This is a genomic window from Micromonospora sp. NPDC005163 (genome assembly GCF_053599835.1).
In genome coordinates this window covers 13,119-35,078 of sequence record NZ_JBSFYP010000052.1, presented here as the reverse complement: position 1 = coordinate 35,078, position 21,960 = coordinate 13,119, and the positions used below count along the sequence as shown (strand labels likewise).

The 21,960-nt window shown below is 72.5% G+C and carries 24 protein-coding genes; 12 read left to right on the top strand and 12 right to left on the bottom strand.

The window, feature by feature from the left end; genetic code table 11:
• Window positions 1-423 (bottom strand): VOC family protein, encoded by a 423-nt coding sequence (locus ACWD6N_RS27925; RefSeq protein WP_354967053.1) that lies wholly within the window; start codon window positions 421-423, stop codon window positions 1-3.
• Window positions 424-567: 144 nt separating this feature from the next.
• Here ACWD6N_RS27925 and ACWD6N_RS27920 point away from each other — a divergent pair, with 144 nt between their 5' ends.
• A complete protein-coding gene (locus ACWD6N_RS27920) occupies window positions 568-2,397 on the top strand; it encodes a glycoside hydrolase family 15 protein (protein ID WP_354967052.1) in 1,830 nt (609 codons plus the stop codon).
• A 14-nt stretch (window positions 2,398-2,411) separates the two neighbouring features.
• Here the strand turns inward: ACWD6N_RS27920 and ACWD6N_RS27915 are convergent, their stop codons facing one another.
• Together ACWD6N_RS27915 and ACWD6N_RS27910 are read right to left on the bottom strand one after the other, a co-directional pair.
• Window positions 2,412-3,239 carry a DUF72 domain-containing protein gene (locus ACWD6N_RS27915; RefSeq protein WP_354967051.1) on the bottom strand — a complete coding sequence of 276 codons (828 nt, stop codon included), beginning with the start codon at window positions 3,237-3,239 and terminating at the stop codon, window positions 2,412-2,414.
• Window positions 3,240-3,337: 98 nt separating this feature from the next.
• On the bottom strand, window positions 3,338-4,204 hold the full coding sequence (locus ACWD6N_RS27910) for a sigma-70 family RNA polymerase sigma factor (protein WP_450005291.1): 867 nt from the start codon (window positions 4,202-4,204) through the stop codon (window positions 3,338-3,340).
• A 146-nt stretch (window positions 4,205-4,350) separates the two neighbouring features.
• Between ACWD6N_RS27910 and ACWD6N_RS27905 the strand changes: the two genes are divergently transcribed.
• Window positions 4,351-4,815, top strand: a complete 465-nt coding sequence (locus tag ACWD6N_RS27905) for a carboxymuconolactone decarboxylase family protein (RefSeq protein ID WP_354967049.1) — start codon at window positions 4,351-4,353, stop codon at window positions 4,813-4,815.
• 127 nt (window positions 4,816-4,942) lie between these two features.
• On the top strand, window positions 4,943-5,674 hold the full coding sequence (locus tag ACWD6N_RS27900; RefSeq protein ID WP_450005290.1) for a Clp protease N-terminal domain-containing protein: 732 nt from the start codon (window positions 4,943-4,945) through the stop codon (window positions 5,672-5,674).
• Between the two features lie 10 nt (window positions 5,675-5,684).
• Here ACWD6N_RS27900 and ACWD6N_RS27895 read toward each other — a convergent pair whose 3' ends face one another.
• On the bottom strand, window positions 5,685-6,200 hold the full coding sequence (locus ACWD6N_RS27895; protein WP_450005289.1) for a hypothetical protein: 516 nt from the start codon (window positions 6,198-6,200) through the stop codon (window positions 5,685-5,687).
• Window positions 6,201-6,315: 115 nt separating this feature from the next.
• Window positions 6,316-6,513, bottom strand: coding sequence for a DNA repair protein (locus tag ACWD6N_RS27890; RefSeq protein WP_354967046.1), 198 nt, complete (start codon window positions 6,511-6,513; stop codon window positions 6,316-6,318).
• A gap of 136 nt (window positions 6,514-6,649) precedes the next feature.
• On the opposite strand from ACWD6N_RS27890, the gene ACWD6N_RS27885 reads away from it, so the two are divergent.
• Both ACWD6N_RS27885 and ACWD6N_RS27880 read left to right on the top strand, forming a co-directional pair.
• A complete protein-coding gene (locus tag ACWD6N_RS27885) occupies window positions 6,650-7,129 on the top strand; it encodes a DUF4396 domain-containing protein (protein ID WP_450005288.1) in 480 nt (159 codons plus the stop codon).
• Window positions 7,130-7,201: 72 nt separating this feature from the next.
• Entirely contained in the window at window positions 7,202-7,864 is a 663-nt protein-coding gene (locus ACWD6N_RS27880) for a GNAT family N-acetyltransferase (RefSeq protein WP_450005287.1), read from the top strand.
• 254 nt (window positions 7,865-8,118) lie between these two features.
• On the opposite strand, the gene ACWD6N_RS27875 is transcribed toward ACWD6N_RS27880, so the two are convergent.
• Entirely contained in the window at window positions 8,119-9,573 is a 1,455-nt protein-coding gene (locus tag ACWD6N_RS27875; RefSeq protein WP_450005286.1) for a glycoside hydrolase family 3 N-terminal domain-containing protein, read from the bottom strand.
• A 166-nt stretch (window positions 9,574-9,739) separates the two neighbouring features.
• Here ACWD6N_RS27875 and ACWD6N_RS27870 point away from each other — a divergent pair, with 166 nt between their 5' ends.
• Window positions 9,740-10,915: an ROK family transcriptional regulator gene (locus ACWD6N_RS27870; RefSeq protein WP_450005285.1), complete on the top strand. Its 1,176-nt coding sequence runs from the start codon at window positions 9,740-9,742 to the stop codon at window positions 10,913-10,915.
• A gap of 121 nt (window positions 10,916-11,036) precedes the next feature.
• On the opposite strand, the gene ACWD6N_RS27865 is transcribed toward ACWD6N_RS27870, so the two are convergent.
• Complete coding sequence (locus tag ACWD6N_RS27865; RefSeq protein WP_354967041.1) at window positions 11,037-12,050, bottom strand: ABC transporter permease subunit; 1,014 nt, start codon at window positions 12,048-12,050, stop codon at window positions 11,037-11,039.
• Window positions 12,047-13,054, bottom strand: a complete 1,008-nt coding sequence (locus ACWD6N_RS27860; RefSeq protein WP_450005284.1) for an ABC transporter ATP-binding protein — start codon at window positions 13,052-13,054, stop codon at window positions 12,047-12,049. Before ACWD6N_RS27860 ends, ACWD6N_RS27865 begins: the two co-directional genes overlap by 4 nt.
• A gap of 131 nt (window positions 13,055-13,185) precedes the next feature.
• Here ACWD6N_RS27860 and ACWD6N_RS27855 point away from each other — a divergent pair, with 131 nt between their 5' ends.
• Window positions 13,186-14,028 carry an ABC transporter ATP-binding protein gene (locus tag ACWD6N_RS27855; protein WP_354967039.1) on the top strand — a complete coding sequence of 281 codons (843 nt, stop codon included), beginning with the start codon at window positions 13,186-13,188 and terminating at the stop codon, window positions 14,026-14,028.
• 23 nt (window positions 14,029-14,051) lie between these two features.
• Window positions 14,052-14,948, top strand: a complete 897-nt coding sequence (locus tag ACWD6N_RS27850) for a ribokinase (protein WP_354967038.1) — start codon at window positions 14,052-14,054, stop codon at window positions 14,946-14,948.
• A gap of 128 nt (window positions 14,949-15,076) precedes the next feature.
• Here the strand turns inward: ACWD6N_RS27850 and ACWD6N_RS27845 are convergent, their stop codons facing one another.
• The 4 genes from ACWD6N_RS27845 to ACWD6N_RS27830 all read right to left on the bottom strand — a co-directional run bounded on the left by ACWD6N_RS27845 (window position 15,077) and on the right by ACWD6N_RS27830 (window position 17,345).
• Window positions 15,077-15,805: a hypothetical protein gene (locus ACWD6N_RS27845; protein ID WP_387326902.1), complete on the bottom strand. Its 729-nt coding sequence runs from the start codon at window positions 15,803-15,805 to the stop codon at window positions 15,077-15,079.
• 66 nt (window positions 15,806-15,871) lie between these two features.
• Window positions 15,872-16,243: a DoxX family protein gene (locus ACWD6N_RS27840; protein WP_354967036.1), complete on the bottom strand. Its 372-nt coding sequence runs from the start codon at window positions 16,241-16,243 to the stop codon at window positions 15,872-15,874.
• Window positions 16,240-16,722, bottom strand: coding sequence for a DUF6232 family protein (locus ACWD6N_RS27835; RefSeq protein WP_387326905.1), 483 nt, complete (start codon window positions 16,720-16,722; stop codon window positions 16,240-16,242). Before ACWD6N_RS27835 ends, ACWD6N_RS27840 begins: the two co-directional genes overlap by 4 nt.
• Window positions 16,723-16,865: 143 nt before the next feature.
• The gene (locus tag ACWD6N_RS27830) at window positions 16,866-17,345 is read right to left on the bottom strand and encodes a DUF6232 family protein (protein ID WP_354967034.1); all 480 of its coding nucleotides are present in this window, start codon (window positions 17,343-17,345) and stop codon (window positions 16,866-16,868) included.
• Window positions 17,346-17,443: 98 nt separating this feature from the next.
• On the opposite strand from ACWD6N_RS27830, the gene ACWD6N_RS27825 reads away from it, so the two are divergent.
• The 4 genes from ACWD6N_RS27825 (at window position 17,444) to ACWD6N_RS27810 (ending at window position 21,905) form a co-directional block, all read left to right on the top strand.
• A complete protein-coding gene (locus ACWD6N_RS27825) occupies window positions 17,444-18,217 on the top strand; it encodes an enoyl-CoA hydratase/isomerase family protein (RefSeq protein WP_450005283.1) in 774 nt (257 codons plus the stop codon).
• Window positions 18,218-18,332: 115 nt separating this feature from the next.
• The gene (locus ACWD6N_RS27820) at window positions 18,333-19,955 is read left to right on the top strand and encodes an acetolactate synthase (protein ID WP_354967032.1); all 1,623 of its coding nucleotides are present in this window, start codon (window positions 18,333-18,335) and stop codon (window positions 19,953-19,955) included.
• A 172-nt stretch (window positions 19,956-20,127) separates the two neighbouring features.
• Entirely contained in the window at window positions 20,128-21,099 is a 972-nt protein-coding gene (locus ACWD6N_RS27815) for an ATP-binding cassette domain-containing protein (protein WP_354967031.1), read from the top strand.
• Complete coding sequence (locus ACWD6N_RS27810; RefSeq protein ID WP_354967030.1) at window positions 21,096-21,905, top strand: ABC transporter permease; 810 nt, start codon at window positions 21,096-21,098, stop codon at window positions 21,903-21,905. Before ACWD6N_RS27815 ends, ACWD6N_RS27810 begins: the two co-directional genes overlap by 4 nt.
• Window positions 21,906-21,960: the final 55 nt, after the last annotated feature.

Below are 21,960 nucleotides of genomic sequence, written 5' to 3'. Positions count from 1 at the left end.
TCACGCCGGCTTCCTGGACGAGAGGACGTCGAGGTAGTGCGGGTTGTTCATGACGCCCAGCACGTTGCCGAACGGGTCGACGACCGCGGCCGTGACGAACCCCTCGTCCCCGTGCGGTGTGATCGGCTGGTACTCCGTCGCGCCCATCGCCAGCAGTCGCTCGACGGTGGCGTGCAGGTCGTCGACGTGCCAGTGCATGACGGCGCCGCCGGGCCCGGTCGTGCCAGGCGGCGCGTACCTGCGGTCGATGATGCCCAGCTCTGCCTGGTAGTCGCCGATGCGGAACTCGGTGTAGGCGGGGCGTCCGTCGGGGCCGGCCCGCAGGAAGTAGGCCTCGATGCCCAGGAACTCCGCGTACCAGGCCGTCGCCGCTGCCACGTCGTCCGCCCAGATGTTGAGTGTGGCGAATCCTCGCAGGCTCATCAGGTGTCCCCTCGTCGATGGGTTCTGCGGCCACGCTATCGACGATTGCGGAAGCTGCGGTTCCGCAATGACGGGCACAGGCGGATGTGTGCCGGCGCCGTTTCCCGGGTAGTCGCCGCCGTCGGCGTTCCGGGGGGGACCAGCGTGGAAGGCTATCCGGGGGTAGGGGAGCACGGGCTGATCGGTGATCTGCAGACCGCAGCGCTGGTCAGCAAGGACGGCACGATCGACTGGTTCTGCGCGCCGCGCTTCGACTCGCCGAGCCTCTTCGGCGCCTTGCTGGACCGCCGCAAGGGCGGCCACTTCCAGCTCTCACCGGACGGCATCGCGTACACCAGCAAACAGCTCTACCTGCCCGGTACGGCGATCCTGATCACCCGCTTCCACAGCGCCGACGGTGTGGGCGAGGTGGTGGACTTCATGCCCGTCACCGGCGAGCAGGTCACCGACCGGCACCGGTTGGTCCGGCTGATCCGGATGGTCCGGGGGAGCATGCCGTTCCGCTTCGACTGCCGCCCCCGCTTCAACTACGGGCGCGATTCGTACGAGCTCGAAGTGCACCCGGAGGGCGACGTCTTCCGCAGTTCGACTCTCACCCTCACCCTCACCCCTCTCAAGAACACGGAACGGTTGGTCGACGCCAGGGACATCCGGCGCGACGGGGAGGGTGTGTCCGCGGTGTACACGCTGCACGAGGGGGACGTCGGCGGCGTGGTCCTGGATACCGCCTGCCCGCACGCGCCCCGAGCGATCAGCACGGACGAGGCCTGCGAACTGCTCGCCGAGACCCGCGACTTCTGGCGGCGGTGGGTGGGCGGATCCCGCTACACGGGCCGCTGGAGGGAGATGGTCGAGCGGTCGGCGATGACGCTCAAGCTGATGACGTACGCCCCGACCGGCGCACTGGTCGCCGCCCCCACCGCGGGGCTGCCGGAGCAGGTCGGCGGGCCGCGGAACTGGGACTATCGCTTCACGTGGGTCCGGGACGCGTCCATCTCGGTGTACGCGCTACTCGGCCTGGGCTTCACCGACGAGGCCCGGAGGTATCTGTTCTGGCTCGAGGCGCGCATCCGCGACGCCACGAACGGCGATGTGCCCCTGCAGGTCATGTACCGGATCGACGGCTCACCGGACCTCGCCGAGGAGGTGCTGGACCACCTGGAGGGGTACCGCGGCTCGGCGCCGGTGCGGGTGGGCAACGACGCGGCGGGTCAGCTGCAACTCGACATCTACGGCGAGGCGCTCAACTCGTTGGAGTTCGCCGACCGGAACGGGCTGATCGCCCCGCACGAGGGGTGGCGGAAGGCCGCAGGGCTGATGGACTGGCTCTGCGAGAACTGGAACCAGCCCGAGGACGGCATCTGGGAGACCCGGTCCGGCCGGCAGGACTTCACCTACGGGCGGATGATGTGCTGGGTGGCGCTCGACCGCGCCATCCGCCTCGCGCACCGCCTCGGGCGGCCCGGCGACACCACCCGCTGGACGACCGAACGCAACGCCATCTACGAGCAGGTCATGGCGCGCGGCTTCCACACCGACCGTCGCGCGTTCGTGCAGCACTACCGCACGCACATCCTGGACGCGTCGCTGCTCGCGATGCCCACGGTCGGCTTCATCTCGCCGACCGACCCGATGTGGGAGTCGACGCTGCGGGCGATGGACGCCGAACTGGTCTCCGACAGCCTCGTCTACCGCTACGACCCGACCGCCTCGCCGGACGGCGTGGCGGGCACCGAGGGCACCTTCAGCATGTGCAGCTTCTGGTACGTCCAGGCCCTCGCGGACTCCGGACGGCTCGACGAGGCACGGCTGACCTTCGAGAAGATGCTCACCTACAGCAGCTCACTGGGCCTCTACTCGGAGGAGATCGCCCCCGACGGTGAGCAGATCGGCAACTTCCCGCAGGCGTTCAGCCATCTCTCGCTGATCAGCACGGCGGTCCACCTCGACGGTCTCCTCGACGATCAGCAATGACCACGACCGCCGGGTCAGAACAGGGTCAGGGGCTCGACCGGTATCGGCTCGGGTAGCGCGTCGAGCTCCGGTACGCGCGCTCGGACCTCATCGTGGAAGCGGCGGGCGAGCACGGGCGCGTCGGCGTTGTCCGGGGTGTGGACGAACATCGTCGGCGAGCGCCCCTCGCGGAGCCATCCGGCGACGACGTCGACCCAGCGCTGCCACCCCTCAACCGTCCGCGTGGTGTCGTCGCGGCCGAGGTAGCGGACGATCGGACGGTCGGTCAGCGCGAGCGAACGGAGCGGCACCCGGGGCTTCTTGAGCCAGGCGTCCCGCTCCGCGTCGCTGGTGGGCGGGCTGGCGAAGAACGCGGTGGTGTCGAAGGGGACCCACTCCGCGGCCGCGGCGGTGAGGGTCTCCACCAGGAGCCGCGTCGCGCGGGGGTCGGTGAAGAACGCGGGATGGCGGACCTCGACGGCGTACCGGTGGGACCGGGGGAGCCGGCTCAGGAAGCGGCTCAGGGTCGGGACGTCGGCGGGCGAGAACGACCCCGGCAACTGGATCCACAGGGCATGGGCGCGTGGGCCGAGCGGCTCGATGGCGTCCAGGAAGGCGCGCAGCGGCTCGTCGGCACCGGTGAGCCGGCCTTCGTGGGTGACGATCTTGGGGAGCTTCAGGACGAACCGGAAGTCGGGATCCGTCTGCGCGGCCCAGGACGCCACCGTGTCCCGGGCCGGAGTCGCGTAGAACGTCGTGTTTCCCTCGACCGCGTCGCACCAACTGGCGTAGTGCCGTAGGCGCTCCTGTGGCGGAAGGGGATGCGCCAGCAGACGGCCCTGCCACGACCTGTGGGTCCACATCGCGCATCCCACGTGTAGACGCACAGCCGCCCCCTTCGCAGGTGAACCGCCAGACCGGAGCCCACGGTAAACGACGCGCCCACCTGCCGCCGCTCGGCCTATCCGACGACCAGGTCGAGCGTCGCGAGCTGTGCCGGGTCAGCCACGACCTCGATGCCGATGATCCGGTCGGTGACGATGAAGCTGAGCGCGAGCCGGACACCGCCGCCGCGCTCCACGACCGCCCCTGGCAGGCCGTCGACGTACGCCGGCGTCGCTCCCTGGGCGCGGCCGTTGAAGAAGCCGGCGATGACGGCCGAGCCGTGCGTCTCGGCGGCCGAACCCATGCTCGCGGCCACCGGATCGGCGCACATCACGACGTGCGGGTCGAGCAGACTGACCAGGTCGTCGAAGCGGCCCTCACGCGAGGCGGCGAGGAAGGCCTCGACCACTTGCCGCTGGCGGGCCGGGTCGGTCTCCCGAACCGTGCCGCCCTGGTGCACCCTGCGGCGTGCCCGGCTGGCGATCTGGCGGACGGCTGCGGGACTGCGGTCGACCACCGCGGCGATCTCCTCGAACGAGACCGCGAACATGTCGTGCAGGACGAGCACGAACCGTTCGGTCGGCGCGAGGGTGTCCAGGACGACCAGGAGCGCCCGGCCGACCGACTCGGTCAGCATGGCCGCACGCTCCGGGTCGACCGGGGCGGCGTCGGTCGGGTCGGGCTCCGGTGCGGCGGTGTCCCATGGCTGCTCCGGATGGGCGGTGCGCGCTCGCAGCCGGTCCAGGCAGACCCGGCCGACCGTGGTCGTCAACCACCCGGGCAGGTTGTCGATGCCCGCGACATCGGCGCGACTGAGCCGCAACCAGGTGTCCTGGACGGCATCCTCGGCCTCCGCGTCGGAGCCCAGCATGCGGTGGGCGACCGCCCGTAGCCGCGAGCGGTTCTCCTCGAAGCGCCGGGCCAGCAGATCCGCCTCGATCATGACCTTCCCACCCCCGTGCACCTGGGCGTCCTGTGACCGCCGCCACATCTGTCACACCAGCGACGTGCCGGCCGACATCCCAGTGACAGCCGGGGACGTCGTACCGCGACGCACGCCGGGCAGCCTAACAAGACGGGACGACCGACATGATCATCGAACCGCGCATACAGAACCCCGCCGGTCTGCTGCCGGACGCCGTGAAGGCGATCAACCTGCTCTACCGGGCCGCCCACTCGGCCGGGGTGCCGGGCAGCACTCTGGAGCTGGTGCACCTGCGGGCCAGCCAGATCAACGGGTGCGGCCCGTGCGTCGACGCCGGCGCCCGGGGCGCCCGGAAGGCGGGGGAGACCGAGGAGCGGCTGTTCGCGGTGGCCGCCTGGCGGGAGACCCCGTACTTCACCGAGGCGGAGCGGGCGGCGCTCGCGCTCGCGGAGGCCGCCACCCGGCTCGCCGACCAGGCCGACGCTGTGCCCGACGCCATCTGGGCTGAGGCGGCACGGCACTTCGGCGAGAAGGAGCTCGCGGCGATCGTGCTCTGGGTGGCAACGACCAACTTCTTCAACCGGATCAACGTCACCACGCGGCAGCTGGCCCCGCAGAACTGGGGCTGACAGACGCCGAGCCTGATCGCCTGATGCTCAGCAGTCGCCGAGCGGCTGCCGAGCATCATGTGGTCGAGGGTGCGTTGGTCGTCAACTTGAGGTTGACGATGAGGATGCGTCAACCTATGGTTGACGCATGACGGATCCTCTCCAGATGACCAATCCGGTTCGCCTCGACGACCTGATCCAGGCGATCAAGAAGGCGCACACCGACGCGCTCGACCAGCTCACCGACGCGGTGATCGCCGCCGACCACCTGGGTGACGTGGCCGACCACCTGATCGGTCACTTCGTCGACCAGGCCCGGCGCTCGGGCGCCTCCTGGACCGACATCGGCCGCAGCATGGGGGTCAGCAAGCAGGCCGCGCAGAAGCGCTTCGTGCCGAAGGCCTCGACCGACGCGGCGGCCCTCGACCCGAACGCCGGCTTCGGGCGGTTCACTACCCGGGCCCGCAACGTCGTGGTCGCCTCGCAGGAGGAGGCCCGCGCCAGCGGCCACGCCGAAATCGGCCCCGAACACCTGGTGCTGGGCCTGCTGGCCGAGCCGGACGGGCTGGCGGCCAAGGTGATGGCTGGTCGAGGCGCCTCCCCGGAGGCGGTGCGGGAGGCGGTGGGTGCCGCCCTACCGCCCCCGGCCGACCAGGTCCCGGACCTCATCCCGTACGACGCGCGCGGCAAGAAGGCCCTGGAGCTGACCTTCCGGGAGGCGCTGCGGCTCGGGCACAACTACATCGGCACCGAGCACATCCTGCTCGCCCTGCTGGAGCAGGAGGATGGCGCGGGTGTGCTGACCGACCTCGGCCTGGAGAAGGCGACCGTCGAGGCCGACCTGGCCGCCGCCCTCGCCGCGGCCGTCGCGCAGAAGTGACCTCCCGCGATCAGGGCGTCGGGAAGCCGTAACGCAGGGCGTGCTCCGGATCGGCAGGGTCGATCTGGCGCACGCCCGCGTCGGCGAGGCGCTTGTTGACCTCGTCGAGCTGCTCGCGCACCAGTCGGGCCTCCTCCTCGGTGACCCGTCCCCGGTGCGGCTTGCCGGCGTGCTCCAGCGTGCCGTAGTCGATCCTCTCGGCGCTCTTGCGGGCCTTCGGCGGGCGGACCCGCTCGGCCGTCTTCAGCAGCTGCGCCATCGGCACGTCGGTCGCCATCGCGTCGAACTCGCTGGCGGTCAGCACCACCCGGCGCGGCTCGCCGCCGCCGTGCCGGTCGTGGATCTCGACCACCGCGACGTCCAGCGCGGCGTCGTCGATGTTCTCCACCTCGGCCGGGGTGGCGTCCAGTTGCACGGGCCCGGCGACCAGGTCCGGGTGCTCCAGGACGACGACGCGGACCACCTCGTCGTCGTCCTGCAGGACCGTACCGGTGAAGTCGGAGACGTGGATCGTCTTCTTGCCCATGCGCGGAGCTTCTCCTGTCGTAGGCCGGGGTGCCGGACCAGAAGAAATTACCCGACAGGTGTGCGAATGCCAGCGCTGGACGGCCCGGGTGTGTCGCAACCGGGTGCGGACCGGGTCAGCGGGTGTTGAGGCCTCGCCGGCTGGAGCTGCCGGCCGGCAACTTGTTCAGCACCGCCCACGGCACGGCCCGCGCGACACCCGTCGTGCGGGTCCCGCGGTACCGCGGCTGGGCCGGGAAACGTCCGGCGGCCTCCGCTGCCCGCCAGAGTCGCTCGGGGTCCTGCTGGTAGCGGTCGTTCGGCTGAATCGGCATGACCATACCGTCCCAAACAAAGGTGTCCATGTATGGAAATACCTATGACGGTCGATCAGTCTGACTGGTTCCGGGTCGTGGCGAAGTGATCCGCGTCGCTGGATTTGATACCCCCTGGGGGTATGCGATGCCGAGCATGGAGAACGCGAATCCCACCCGTCTGGCCATCGCCGCGACCCTGCACTGCCTCACCGGCTGCGCCATCGGTGAGGTGCTCGGCATGGTCGTCGGCACCGCGCTCGGCTGGTCCGACCCGGCCACCATCGCCCTCGCCGTCGCGCTGGCGTTCCTCTTCGGCTACGCGTTGACGGTTCGCCCGGTGCTCCGTTCCGGCCTGCCGCTGGCGCGGGCGATCCGGGTGGCCCTGGTCGCCGACACGGTCAGCATTGCCGTGATGGAGCTGGTGGACAACGGGGTCATGCTCGCCGTGCCGGGCGCCATGCGGGCCGGCCTCACCGACCCGCTGTTCTGGGGCAGCCTGGCCGGCGCTTTGGCGGTGGCCTTCGTGGTCACGGTGCCGGTGAACCGGGCCCTGATCGTCCGCGGGAGGGGCCACGCGGCGGTGCACCAGCACCACCACGGCGGACATCACCCCAACGCTCCGGCGGCGTCGTAGGGATCGTCCGCCCGCCGAGGCCGCCCGGCGTACGGTGATCCACGACGGGCCGGCTGACGGGGGGAGGTGCACGTGCTCGACCGACGGCTCCAGCTGCACCTGGCCACCTGGCTAGGCCAGTGGCCGGCCCCCGCGGGGCTGCACGTGATCGCCTCGCACCGCCGGGCGAAACCGGCCTGGGATGGCCGGCTGCGCCCGGCGCTCGCCGTGGACACCGGGCAGAGCGCCGTGCTCTCCGTGCCGCCGGACCGGTTGGCGGCGGTCCGCGCTCTGGCCCGCCATACGCCGGACCGGCTGCTTCCGGCGCTGCCGGAGACCGTCGGGCTGCCCGACTGGTGCGTGCACGACGGCCCCTTTCGGTGGACCCTGGCTCCCGCGCCGCTGTCCGACGTGGGGGAGTGGACCGAGTCGACGGCCCCCGGGCTGCCGCCCTGGCTGCGGCTGTTCGACCGGCCGGTGCTGGTGGTCCGCGACCCGGACGGCAACTACCTGGCCGGGGCCGGGATAAAGCGGCACGACGCGTACGGGCACGAGCTGGCCATCGGCACCGTGCCCGCCGCGCGTGGTCGCGGTCTCGCCCGCCGGCTGGCGGCGCAGGCGGCCCGGCGGGTGCTCGACGACGGCGCGGTGCCCACCTACCTGCACGAGCGGGACAACCACGCCTCGGCCCGGGTCGCGGAGGCAGCCGGCTTCCCGGACCGGGGCTGGCGTGCCTACGGGGTCTATCCGCGCTGAGGCTGCCGTCGCAGGGCGCGGACCGTGGATCCCGGGCCGGATCCACGGTCCGCAACCTTTCCCCAGGTCCCGGTTGACGGGTGACCGGCCGCGCGGTGAACGGGCCGGTACGTGCCGATCACGCTACGTATCGAGCAGGCTCGGTGCAAGATGCTAGCTGTCGGTTCGGAGTGTCGAATAGCGGACTTGACCTGGATCGGAGCTCATCGAGTGCTCGGTGAGGCGTGGTCACGCAGAGTGCGGATTGGTCTGCCTCAGCCCGCCAGGCCGAGTGCCTCCGCCGCCGCCCGACCGTTGGCGTGGCTCGCGCCGTACGTGGTGACGAAGGCGCGTACGCCGGCCGGGCGCCACTGCGCGGGCCAGCCCATCTCCACCACGGTCACCGGATGCTCCGCGGCCAGCCCGGCGATCAGCTCCGGGCCGCCGGGCAGCCGGTGCAGGTGCCGCCCGACCAGCACGATCGGCCGGTCACCCGCCAGCTCGCGCAGCGTCGCCCTGTCGGTCTCGGCGGCGATCACCCGGATCTCCTGCACACCGTCCAGGTGCGGGCCGAGGCCCCAGGGCACCCGCCCCTCGGCGATGGTGGACTCGGTGTGCAGCTGCACCACCAGCGGCCGGCCCAGGCCGGTGAGGATCCCGTCCACCTGGACCGCCCGGCGCGCCGCCGCGTACCCCAGATCGGTTTCGGGGGTGGCCGGCGTCTCGCCGGCGGTCCGGGTCCAGGCGGCGAGCGCGGCGGCGCGGCCGGCCGCCTCCTCGACGCGGGCGGTGGCCAGACGGTCGTCGGTGAGCGCGTCGACGATCTCGGTGACCACCCGCTCGACCAGCTCCGCGTCGACCTTCGCGCCGATACAGAGCAGGTCGGCGCCGGCCGCCAGGGCCCGCACCGCCGCAGGGCCCACGCCGCCGGCCGCCAGTGCCGCGCCCTTCATTTCCAGCGCGTCGGTGATGACGGCGCCGGTGAAGCCGTACTCGGTGCGCAGCAGGTCGACGAGGACGGCCCGGCTGAAGGTGGCCGGACCGGTGCCGGTCAGCGCCGGCACCCGGATGTGCGCGGTCATCACCGCGCGCGCCCCGGCGGCGACGACCGCGGCGAACGGCGGCAGGTCCCGCTGGCGCAGCAGGGCCAGTGGAACGTCCACGGTGGGCAACTCGTGGTGGGAGTCGGTGACGGTGGCGCCGTGGCCGGGGAAGTGCTTGGCGCAGGCGGCGACACCGGCGGCCTGCAGGCCGGCCACGGCGGCGGCCGAGTGGGCGGCCACCCGCACCGGGTCCGCGCCGAACGACCGGGTGCCGATCACCGGGTTGTCGTCGGCGCTGTTCACGTCCACCGTCGGGGCGAGGTTGACGTTGATGCCGAGGTCGGCCAGCTCGGTGCCGATCGCCTGGTAGACCCGTCGGGTGAGCGCCACGTCGCCGATCGCGCCGAGGGCGGCGTTGCCGGGGTACGGGCTGCCGGTGGCATGGGCCAGCCGGGTCACGTCGCCACCCTCCTCGTCGATGGCGATCAACACGTCCGCCCGGCCGGCGCGCAGCGCGGCGGTGCTCGCCGCCACCTGGGACGGGTCGTGCACGTTGGTGCCGAACAGGGTGTGCCCGGCCAGCCCGTCGGACACCAGGTCGACGGCCCAGTCCGGGGGGACCGGTCCCGGGTACGCGGCGAGCAGCGTGCCGAGCGCGAGCCGGCGCAGTCCTGGATCGAGCCCCACGTGATCTCCCCCTTCGGTGCCCACGGGTACGAATGTCGTACCGGCGGTGGTCGTCGCCCTGCCGGGTCGGCCGAGCGCTCCGCCTCCGGGTGGCCGATACGCTACGGCTACCCGTTCGCAGGTCGGTTTACAGTTAGCAAAGTTTACTAAAACTAGAGGACGTGGCATGAGTGCGACCCGGCTGCCCGGCACCCCCCGCCTGTTGCGGGCGCTCAACGACCGTGCCGCGCTGGAACTGCTCCTCGAGCGGGGGCCTCTCACCCGGGCCAGGCTCGGTGAGCTGACCGGGCTGTCCAAGGTCACCGCCTCCCAGTTGGTCGAGCGACTGGAGGAGCGTGGCCTGGTCACCCGGGTCGGTGAGCAGGCCGGCGGGCGCGGCCCGAACGCGCAGCTCTACGCGGTACGCCCGAGCAGCGCACACGTGGTCGGTGTCGACGTCGGGCCGGACCGGGTGGTGGCCGCCTGCGCCGACATCACCGGTGCCGTGATCGGCCGGGTGGAACAGTCCACCCGGGACACCGACGACCCGGTGGGCGTGGTGCACAACGCCGTGGTGCAGGCCGCGAGCAGCGCCCAGGCGCAGCTGAGCAGCGTACGGCGGATCGTGCTCGGCACGCCCGGTCTGGTCGACCCGCACACCGGCGACATCACCTTCGCCTTCAACCTGCCGCGCTGGCACAACGGCCTGCTCGCCGCCCTGCGCGACGACCTGCACACCCCGGTGGTCTTCGAGAACGACGTCAACCTGGCCGCCGTGGCCGAGGCGCAGTCCGGCGCCGCGCAGGGACTGGCCGATTTCGTGCTGGTCTGGGTGGGCGCCGGCGTCGGTTTGGCGATCATGCTGGGTGGGCGGCTGCACCACGGCAGCAGCGGCGCGGCCGGTGAGATCGGCTACCTGCCGGTGCCCGGAGCGCCCATCCCGCGTGACGTCTCCCGTCGCGCCAAGCCGGCCTTCCAGCAGTTGATCGGCGGGGACTCGGTGCGCGCGGTGGCACGCGAGCACGGCTACCCGGACACCGACGCCGCCGACGCGGTCCGCGCGGCCGTCGCGGCCGGCGACGCCGGCGCCCCGATGCTCGACGAACTCGCCCGCCGGCTCGCGCTCGGTGTGGCCAGCACCTGCGTGGTGCTCGACCCGCCGCTGGTCGTGCTCGCCGGGGAGGTCGGCCAGGCCGGCTGCGCCGCGCTCGCCGACCGGGTGCAGCACGAGGTCGCAGCGATCACCCTGGTGCGGCCCCGGGTGGTGCCCACGGGGCTGACCGAGGAGCCGATCCTGCGCGGTGCGCTGCGCACCGCACTGGACGCCGTCCGCGACGAGGTGTTCGGCTCCACCGTCGGCTGAGCCCGCTGGGGCAGTCATGTGAAGAAATATTTCACCGCTGGCAGGCATGCTGCAAGCTCTTGCCGTGACCACCCCCGGCCTGCCGGGCCGCCCGACCAGCGCGGACGGCCCGGGCCGCGACTCAGATCAGGTCGCGGCGACGGAACACGGCGAACGCCGCCGCGGTCAGCCCGCCGGTGAGCACGAGCAGCACCACCAGCGACGGCGCCCAGGTCAGCGAGTAGAAACCCTCGCAGTACATGCCCATTCTTGTGCCGGAGCAGAGCTGACTGTCGTAGAACCGCGCCTCACCGCTGAGCCACGCCCCGATGTAGCTGGAGAGCATCAGCTGGTCCGGGCGGCGGGCGTCGACGATCTCCAGCACCAGCCGGGCGCCCAGCTCCCAGACCACCGCGTACGCGGCGACCGCGCCGAGCGCCGCCGAGGTGTGCCGCCCCAGCGTGGCGATGGCGAAGCCCAGCGCGCTGGCCAGCAACACCAGCACCAGGCCGCGGCCGTGCACCGCCCCGAGGGAGCGCCAGAAGTCACCGCCCAGCGGGCCGCCCAGCCCGGCGGTCTGCCCGATGACCCAGAACGTGGCCAGATAGACCACCGAGGCCACCAGGGCCAGCGCCAGCACCGCGCCGAGCAGGGTGCCCAGCTTCGCGCCGAGCACCGTCATCCGGCGCGGCCGCCAGAGCAGCAGGTTCACCACGCCGCCGGAATTCAGGTCCGCGCCGATGTAGGAGGCCCCGACCAGGAACCCGAACAGCACCAGGAACGCGATGAGGAAGTAGAGCAGCGGGCGGGCCTGCTGGGCGAAGCTGAACACTCCGGGGAGGAAGTCGGCGGCAATCGGCAGCCGGTCCCGCAGCGTCGGGTCGATCTCCGAGCAGTCGGAGGGGTAGTACCGCTCGCTGTCACTCGACGGGAGCCCGTTCTGTCGGGCCAGGCACTGCTGGTACTCGTTCTCCATGCTCTGCCGCGCCTCGGCGGCCTGGTTCCGCGCAGAGCTGAGCTCCAACGCGCTCGGCTTGTGCGAGCCGGCCAGGGTGGTCGCCGCGGTGACGCCGAACGCCAGCACCAGCAGGACGACCATGAGCTGCACGAAGCGACGCGCGGACAGCCGCTCCACCTCGGCACGGACCAGGTTCACGCGTCCACTCCCCGTACGTCGAGATCGATCACAGCATCGCCCGCACCGGGCGGCAGCCCCGAGTCGTCCACCTGCCGGGGCACCGACGGATGGCCGCCGGCGCCGGTCAGCTCCAGGAAGACGCTCTCCAGATCCGGCCGCAGCGGGGTCAGCTCGCCCACCCACAGCCCCTGTTCACCGAGCACCCGGCTGATCACCGTCGGGTCGGTCACGCCGCCCACCACCAGCGCCGCGCCATCCACGCGCGCCGTCAGCTCGGCCTCGTGCAGCAGCTCCACGGCGCGCTCCGGCTCGGCCACCCGGACCAGGAACTCGTGCCGGTCGTGGCCGGCCAGCACCTCGTTTACCCGGCCGGTCGCCACCCGCCGGCCCCGGGAAATGATCGTGACGTGGTCGCAGATCAGCTGGATCTCGCCCAGGATGTGACTGGACACCAGCACCGTCACCCCGGCCGCCGCCAGCGCCCGCATCAGGTCCCGCATCTCCCGGATGCCGGCCGGGTCCAGCCCGTTCGCCGGCTCGTCCAGGATGAGCAACTGCGGGTCCTTCAACAGTGCGGACGCCACCGCGAGTCGCTGCTTCATGCCCAGCGAGTAGCCCTTCACCCGCTCGTCGCCCCGGTCGCGCAGGCCCACCGTCTCCAGTACCTCGTCCACCCGCGCGATCGGCACCCCGCCGGCGCGGGCCAGCAGCCGCAGCGTGCGGTACCCGGTGAAGTTGCCGAAGAACTGCGGGCTCTCCACGATGGCGCCGACCCGACCGGCCACCCGCGGCAGCAGCTGTGGTGACGGCTCACCGAGCACACTCATCCGCCCACCGTCGGCCCGGACCAGGCCGAGCAGGGCACGCAGGGTGGTGGTCTTGCCGGAACCGTTCGGACCCAGGAACCCGTGGATCTGACCCGCCTCGACCAGCAGGTCGAACCCGTCAACCGCGACCCTCCGGCCGTTCCGCAGGCTGCGGAAGGTCTTGCGCAGACCCTCGATCTCGATGACCGCGCTCATCCGCGCGGCTCCGTACCTCGACGGGGCATGGGCCGTCCTCCGGGTGTGGTGATCAACGACACGGCGCCTCACCCTATGACCGGGGCGCCGCCCATGGGGGGCACCACGGCGGTGCGTGGTTGGATGGTCCGGTGACTGGTGACCTGATCCCCGGCGCTGCCAACGCCGCGCCTGCCGCCGCACCCGTGGACCCGGATCTGGTGGTCAGCCTCGACGGCGTCGGCGTACGCCGGTCCGGCACCGCCCTGCTGCAGGATCTGACCTGGCGGGTCGAGTTGGACGAGCGCTGGGTGGTGCTCGGTCCCAACGGGGCCGGCAAGACCACCCTGCTCAACCTCGCCGCCGGCCGGCTGCACCCCACCACCGGTGTCGCCCACGTGCTCGGCGAGCGGATCGGCCGCACCGACGTCAACGAGCTGCGTACCCGGATCGGGCTCTCCACCGCCGCGCTCGCCGAGCGCCTGCCCGCCGACGAGCGGGTCAGCGACGTGGTGGTGACCGCCGCCTGGTCGGTGGTCGGCCGCTGGCGGGAGAGCTACGACCGCGGCGACGAGGCGCGGGCGCGGGCGCTGCTGAGCCAGCTCGGCATCGGCGGTCTCGCCGAGCGCCGCTACGGCACCCTCTCCGAGGGTGAGCGCAAGCGGGTGCAGATCGCCCGCGCGCTGATGACCGACCCGGAGCTGCTGCTGCTCGACGAGCCCGCCGCCGGGCTCGACCTCGGCGGGCGGGAGGACCTCGTAGCCCGGCTGGCCGAGCTGGCGTACGACCCGGACGCCCCGGCCCTGGTGCTGGTCACCCACCATGTAGAGGAGATCCCACCGGGGTTCACCCACGCGCTGCTGCTGCGGGAGGGCGGGGTGGTCGCGCAGGGCCTGCTCGCCGAGACGCTGACCGGCGACAACCTCTCCAAGACCTTCGGCCTGCCGCTGGTGGTCGAGCGGTCCGGCGACCGCTACACCGCTCGCGCCGCCTGAGCGCCGGCAGGGCGGAGGTGACCGTGCCGCAGACCCGGGTGGTCGTGGTGGGCAGCGCCAACATGGACCTGGTCGCGATGGCGCCCGCGCTGCCCCGGCCGGGCGAGACGATGCTCGGCACCGACTTCGTGATGGTGCCCGGCGGCAAGGGCGCCAACCAGGCCGTCGCCGCGGCCAGGGCCGGCGCCTCCAGCGCCTTCCTCGGCGCGATCGGCTCCGACGCGTTCGGCGTCACCCTCAAGGCCCGCATTACCGCCGCCGGCGTGGACACCGGCCAACTGCGGGTGGTCTACGGCGCGTCCGGGGTGGCGCTGGTGATGGTCAACGCGCAGGGGGAGAACGCCATCGTGGTGACCCCCGGCGCGAACGACGCGTTGACCGGCCTGACCGAGGACGAACTGGCCACGGTACGCGGGGCCGATGTCCTGATCGCCCAGCTGGAGATCCCGGTGCAGACCGTGGCCTCCGCCGCGGTGGCCGCCCGCGCCGCCGGCACCCGGGTCATCCTGAACGCCGCCCCGGCCCGGGACCTCCCACCGGAGCTGCTCGCCGCGGTGGACGTGCTCGTCGTCAACGAGGGCGAGGCGCAGACGTTCACCGGCCGGGGTCGGGACGAGCCACGGGCGCTGCTCGACCTGGTGCCCCGGGCCGTGCTCACCCTCGGTGGTGAGGGCGCCTGGTACGTCGACCGCGAGGGCACCGAGGTGCACGTGCCCGCCGTCCGGGTCGACGTGGTCGACTCCACCGCGGCCGGCGACGCGTTCACCGCCGCGCTGGCCGTCGGCTGGGGCGAGGGACGCGACCTGGTCGACGCGGTGCGCTGGGCGTCGGCGGCCGGCGCGGCCTGCGTGCGCCGGCTCGGCGCCTCGGTGGCGCTGCCCCGCCGCGCCGAGATCGACGAGCTGTACGCCCCGGGCTGAGCCCACCCGCGCTACGCTGGCCGGTCGGCCGCCGCCCCGGTGCGAAAGGTTCGGCGCCCAGTTCGACGACCTGACCGCGCCACGCGCGTCGATCACCTGCGACTGCTGACCGGGCGGGCCGGCGAGGCTCAGCCGACCAGATCGTCGCTGAGCTTCTCGCCCCGCCGGCGCAGCATGCCCAGGCCCGGGATACCGGCAACGGCGAGCTTGAGGTCGCGGGTGACGTCGAGCAGATCGTGCAGGTCCGGCCCGACCCGGTCCAGGGTGGCCAGGATCGGCAGAATGTCCGCCGTCAGGTGCTGCTTGAGCTTGGGCAGCTCGTCGATCAGGCGGATCGCCGCGGTGACCTCCTCGTGGCTCAGCTCCCCGACGAACCGCCCCGCCATCGGCGCGGCCCGCCGCAGTGCCGGCTCGTACGCCGCCAGCAACTCGGCCGCCGTGGCCGCCGCCTCGGAAGCGGTGCCCACGGTGGCCGCGGCCCGGCCGGCGACCGTCTCGGCCTCGGCGACCACCGTCCCGGCCCGGCGGGCGACCTGATCGGCCTCCCGGACCACCACGGCCGCGGCCGTCGCCACCTCGGTGGCGGTGTCGATGGCGGTGGTCGCGGCGGCGCTGATCACGGCCACCTCACGGACCGCCGTCTCGGCGTCGGTGAGCACCTGGTCGGTCCGGTCCAACGTCGTCTCGATCCGATCGACGACGCCGTTGATCCGGGCCAGCAGCGCCTCCACCCCGTCCAGCACCGCGAACGCGCGGGCGGGCACGGCGGCGAGCGAGGCGGCCGAGCCGAGCGTCTGGTCGAGGGCGGAGCGGGTCAGGCCGACCACCGCGGCGGGTGTGGGGAGGGGAATCGCCATGGGATCAAGTGTGCGCCGCCCGCACCACAACCGCCCGACGGCGCTCGACGGCGGCCGGTTCCGGCGTCAGCGGTCGGTGCGGGCGACGCGCAGCGCCCACCAGATCAGGGGCGCCTGCATCGGTACCCGGCCGTAGGCGATGGCCCGCTTCGTCGGACGCCGGTGCCGCCAGCCCACCGCCATCTTCACGTTCGCCGGCAGCACGGCGATGAAGAGCGCGACGGCGGCCCGACCACCGGAGCGCCGGGTGGCCGGGTGCGCCACGGCCGCCGCCACCGCCAGCTCGGCGACACCGCTGGCGTACGTCCAGAAGCGGGCTGGGCCGGGCAGCGCGCGCGGCACGATCGGGTCGTAGACGCCGGGGCGAAGCAGGTGGGTGACGCCGGCCGCGGCGAGCAGCCCGGCCAGGGCGGCGGCCTCGCCACGGCGACTGGTCATCGATGCTCCCCCTGCTGCTCGACGGCGCGCTGCACGGCCCGGTAGATCTGCCCGAACCGTAACGCGTCGGGGGTGCGCAGCATCAACTGCTCCCGCCCGTGGTGCTGTATCCACAGCTCGTGCACGTGGCTGCCGCGCTCGTACGAGCGGTCCAGCCAGCCGAGCGGAATTTCCAGAAACGGGGTCAACGCCAGCGCCCCCACCGCACAGGCGGCGAGGATGATCAGCGCCATCTTCCAGTTGCCCCGGTCCTGCGCCGTGTAGGCGAGCGAGAGCACGCAGACCAGCGCGACCAGCGGGGGCAGGGAGAGCAGCAGGACCAGGACTCCGCGACCGAGCACCCGGCCGCGTACCGCGAGCGTCTTCGGGCCGCGTGCGTGCCAGACGAAAGTCACGTCGGGAAGTGCGACGACCTGACCACCCACCCGGATCGACTCCGAGGTCACCTGCACCGCGTCGTCCCGGTAATAGAGGGTCATCACCAAGCCTAACCACCCGCCGGCAACCCGGCAGCGCGTCGACGGCGGCCAGCGACAGCGCCGACGGTCGATCGGCTGAGATCTTGGACAGTTACCGTCCACGCCGAACGGTAACTGTCCAAGATCTCGTTCTAGGTTGGCCGTTATCGGCGGGTGGCCGGGCGGGCGGGGTGGTTGCGTTCGACCGCGCGCTGCACCGCCCGGTAGATCTGACCGAAGCGCAGTGCGTCGCCGGTGCGCAGCAGTCGTACCGGCTGGCCGCGCCAGCGCGCCCAGATTTCCAGTTGCCGGCTGCCCCGGGCGTACGAGCGGTCCAGGTGTTCGAAGAGGAAGTCGGCGATCGGGCCGACGGCCAGCCCCACCAGCACGGACGCGCCGACGATCGCGATCGTCACGGTGGGCGAGCGGTGCAGCCAGACGGCCACGGCGATGCCGAGCACGGCCGCGACCAGCGGACCGGCCAGCGCGGCGCCGATCGCACCCCGCCCGACGAGCACCCGCCAGGAGCGGCTGCCCCGGCGGTGCCAGATCATGGTGATGTCGGCCAGCGCGTAGCTGCGGCCGTCCACTCGGACGGCGGTGGAGGTGACCTGCACCGACCTGTCGTCGTAATAGGTGATCATGGCTGGACTCCCGCCCGCGGGGCTGACACCAGACTACTTACCCCAACGAGCCGGGTCGTAAGGTTGGCACGCGACTTCGACGAGGAAGTGAGGGCAGCGTGAGCGAGTTCGTTCGGCTGGAGACCAAGGACGGCATCGGCACCATCCGGCTGGAGCGGCCGCCGATGAACGCGCTCAACACCCAGGTGCAGGAGGAGTTGCGCGCCGCCGCGACGGCGGCGACCGCCGATCCGGAGGTCCGCGCCGTCATCGTGTACGGCGGGGAGAAGGTCTTCGCCGCGGGCGCGGACATCAAGCAGATGGCCGAGATGTCCTACGTGGACATGGCTGACCGGGCCGCGGACCTGTCCAGCGCGCTCGGCGCGATCGCCCGGATCCCCAAGCCGGTGGTCGCCGCGATCACCGGTTACGCCCTCGGCGGTGGCTGTGAGCTGGCCCTGGCCTGCGACTGGAGGGTGGTGGCCGAGGATGCCAAGCTCGGCCAGCCGGAGATCAAGCTGGGCATCATCCCCGGCGCCGGCGGCACCCAGCGGCTGGCCCGGCTGGTCGGCCCGGCCCGCGCCAAGGATCTGATCATGTCCGGGCGGATGGTGGACGCGCAGGAGGCGTTGCGCATCGGCCTGGCCGACCGGGTTGTCCCGGCAGCCGAGGTGTACGAGGCGGCGGTCGCGCTGGTGAAGCCGTACCTGACCGGGCCGGTGCAGGCGCTGCGCGCGGCGAAGCTGGCGGTCGACGGTGGCCTGGACATGGACCTGAACTCGGGCCTGGCCTGGGAGAGTCAGCTCTTCGCGGCGTTGTTCGCCACCGACGACCGGCGCGAGGGCATGGCGGCGTTCGTCGAGAAGCGCAAGCCGGGCTTCACGGGCCGCTGACCGGCCGGGGCCGCGGTCCGTGCCGCCGCCCCGACGGTGAGCCGAGAACGGTTCACATTCTGCCTACCGGCCAGTAGCGTGGGCCTCCGGTCTGAAGCGACGAAGGGGAGCGGCGATGACGGAGCGGGTCGAAGGTCACGGCGGGGAGTTGGCGCTCGCGGCGCTGCGGGCGCACGGGGTGCGCGAAATGTTCACCCTCTCCGGCGGGCACGTCTTCCCGCTCTACGACGCCGCGCACAAGACCGGCTTCCCGATCTACGACGTCCGGCACGAGCAGTCCGCCGTCTTCGCCGCCGAGGCGGTGGCCAAGCTTCAGCGTCGTCCCGGCCTCGCCGTGCTCACCGCCGGGCCCGGCGTCACCAACGGCATCTCGGGCATGACCAGTGCCTTCTTCAATGCCTCCCCGGTGCTGGTGCTCGGGGGCAGGGCGCCCGCGTTCCGCTGGGGCTCGGGCAGCCTCCAGGAGATGGACCACCTGCCGCTGGTCGCCCCGGTCACTAAGCACGCCGAGACGGTGTTCAGCACCGACGACATCCCACGTGCGGTGGGTGCGGCGCTCACCGCGGCGCTCACGCCGCACCGCGGGCCGGCCTTCCTCGACTTCCCGCTGGAGACGGTCTTCTCGGTCGCCGAGGCCGACGTGCCCGCGCCGACCGGCATCGACCCGGTCGAGCCGGACCCGGAGGAGGTCGCCCGGGCCGCGACGCTGATCGCCGGGGCGCAGCGGCCGGTCATCATCGCCGGCTCCGACGTGTACGCCGGCGACGCGGTCGCCGCGCTGCGGGAGGCGGCCGAGGCGTTGCAGGTGCCGGTCTTCACCAACGGGATGGGCCGTGGCTCGCTCCCGCCGGAGCACCCGCTCGCCTTCGCCAAGGCCCGCCGGGCCGCGCTCTCCGGCGCCGACGTGGTCGTGGTGGTCGGCACCCCGCTGGACTTCCGGCTCAGCTTCGGTGACTTCGGTGACGCCAAGGTGGTGCACATCGTCGACGCGCCCAGCCAGCGCGCCGGGCATGTGCAGCCGGCCGCCGCACCCGCCGGCGACCTGCGCCTGATCCTCTCCGCGCTGGCCGACCACGCGGGTGACCGGGCCGACCACAGCGGCTGGATCGCTGACCTGCGCGCCGCCGAGGACGCGGCCCGGGCCCGCGACGCGGCCGAGATGGCCGCCGAGACCGACCCGATCCGGCCGGCGCGGATCTACGGCGAGCTGCGCCGGGTGCTGGCCCGCGACGCGATCACCATCGGCGACGGCGGTGACTTCGTCTCGTACGCCGGGCGGTACCTGGAGCCGGCGCAGCCCGGCACCTGGCTGGACCCGGGCCCGTACGGCTGCCTGGGCACCGGCATGGGCTACGCGATGGGCGCCCGGGTCAGTCACCCGGATCGGCAGATCTGCGTGCTGATGGGCGACGGGGCCGCCGGCTTCTCGCTGATGGACGTCGAGTCGCTGGTCCGCCAGAAGCTGCCGGTCGTGATCGTCGTCGGCAACAACGGCATCTGGGGTCTGGAGAAGCACCCGATGCGGGCCATGTACGGCTACGACGTCGCGGCCGACCTCCAGCCGGAGTTGCGCTACGACACGGTGGTCAGCGCGCTCGGCGGCGCGGGGGAGACGGTCGCCAAGGCCGCCGACCTGGGGCCGGCCCTGCAGCGGGCGTTCGACGCCGGAGTGCCGTACCTGGTCAACGTGCTCACTGACCCGACCGACGCGTACCCCCGGTCGTCGAACCTGGCCTGAGTCGCACCCGCCGCCGCGCCGTCGCCCCCCAGCGGGCGGCGGCGCGGCGTCGTCCGGCAGCTAAATCAGCGGAATGTCGGCGCCGGTCGTCGTAACGTCAGCCGGGGATCGGCGGGGATGTCAGACCTGTCGCCCATGGTGGTGTCACCACCGGAGACGACAGGGAGTTGCGATGGACTACGCGATCCGCGCCGAGGGCCTGGTGCGGCGTTTCGGCGCCACCACCGCCCTCGCCGGCGTTGATCTGGCGGTTCCGACCGGGACCGTCTTCGGCCTGCTCGGGCCGAATGGCGCCGGCAAGACCACCGCGGTGCGGGTGCTCGCCACCCTGCTGCGCGCCGACGAGGGCCGTGCCACGGTCGGCGGCTTCGACGTCGTCCGCGACGCCCATCAGGTGCGTCAACTGATCGGTCTGACCGGCCAGTACGCATCGGTCGACGAGACCCTGACCGGCGCGGAGAATCTGCTGCTGATCGGCCGGCTGCTCGGGCTGAGCCGGGCCGACGCCAAGCAGCGCGCCCGTCAACTGCTCGCCGATTTCCAGCTCAGCGACGCCGCCGACCGGGCCGCCAAGACCTTCTCCGGCGGTATGCGGCGCCGGCTGGATCTCGCCGCCAGCCTGGTCGGCCGGCCGCAGGTGCTCTTCCTCGACGAACCGACCACCGGCCTGGACCCGCGCAGCCGCAACGACCTGTGGGACATCGTCCGCGCCCTGGTCTCCGACGGGGTGACGGTGCTGCTCACCACCCAGTACCTGGAGGAGGCCGACCAGCTCGCCGGGGAGATCGCGGTGGTCGACCACGGCCGGGTGATCGCGCAGGGCACGCCGGAGGAGCTGAAGGCCAAGACCGGCGGTCAGACCCTCACCGTGCGACCGGCCGACCTCGCCGACCTGGGCGCCGTGACCGCCATCGCCCACGCGGTGTCCGGCGCGTCTCCCGAGGTTGCCCAGAACGCGGTCACCGTCGCGGTGAACGACCCCGGTGTGCTGCCCGCGGTGGTGAGCCGCCTCGACGCGGCCGAGATCGCGGTCGCCGAGCTGGCGCTGCGCGGCGCCAGTCTGGACGAGGTCTTCCTCTCCCTCACCGGCCACCGGGCCGAGGACGCCCCGGCCGGCACCGACCTGGAAAGGACCCCCGCATGACCGCCGCCACTCTCGCCCCTGCTCTGACGCCGGCCCGCCGGCTCAGTCCCGCCGCCGGGCTGCGGCATACCTTCACGCTGGCCTGGCGCAGCCTGGTGCAGATCAAGCACAACCCGATGGAGCTGCTCGACCTGAGCATCCAGCCGGTGATGTTCGTGCTGCTGTTCACCTACGTCTTCGGCACCGCCATCGCCGGGTCCTCCGGCGAGTACCTCACCTTCATGCTGCCCGGCATCATGGTGCAGAACGCGCTCTTCGCCACCATGACGACCGGGTTCGGGTTGAACAACGACCTCACCAAGGGCGTCTTTGACCGGCTCCGGGCGCTGCCCATCGCCCGGTGGGCGCCGCTGGCCGGCCGGATCCTCGCCGACACCGTCAAGCAGGCCTGGTCGATCGCGCTGCTGCTCGGCGTCGGAGCGATCCTGGGCTTCCGGGTCGGCAACGGGCTGCTCGGGGTGGTCGGGGCGTTCGCGCTGCTGCTGGCGTTCACGCTGGCCGCGTCCTGGATCTCGGTGCTGGTCGGGGTGCTGGTGAGCGAGCCGGACAAGGTGCAGATCTTCGGCTTCATGGTGATCTTCCCGCTGACCTTCACCAGCAACATCTTCGTGCCCACCAACCGCATGCCCGGCTGGCTGCAGAACTGGGTGGAGGTCAACCCGGTGACCGTGGTGGCCGACGCGCTACGCGGCCTCCTGGTCGGCGGCCCGGTCGCCGGCCCGGTGCTCCAGACGCTGCTCTGGGGCGCCGGCATCGCGGTGATCTTCGCTCCGCTGGCGGTGCGTGGGCTCAAGCGTCGGGTGTGACCCGCGGCTGTCGGCCTGGGCCGCCGTGACCTGCTCGGGCGCGGTGGCCAAGGTG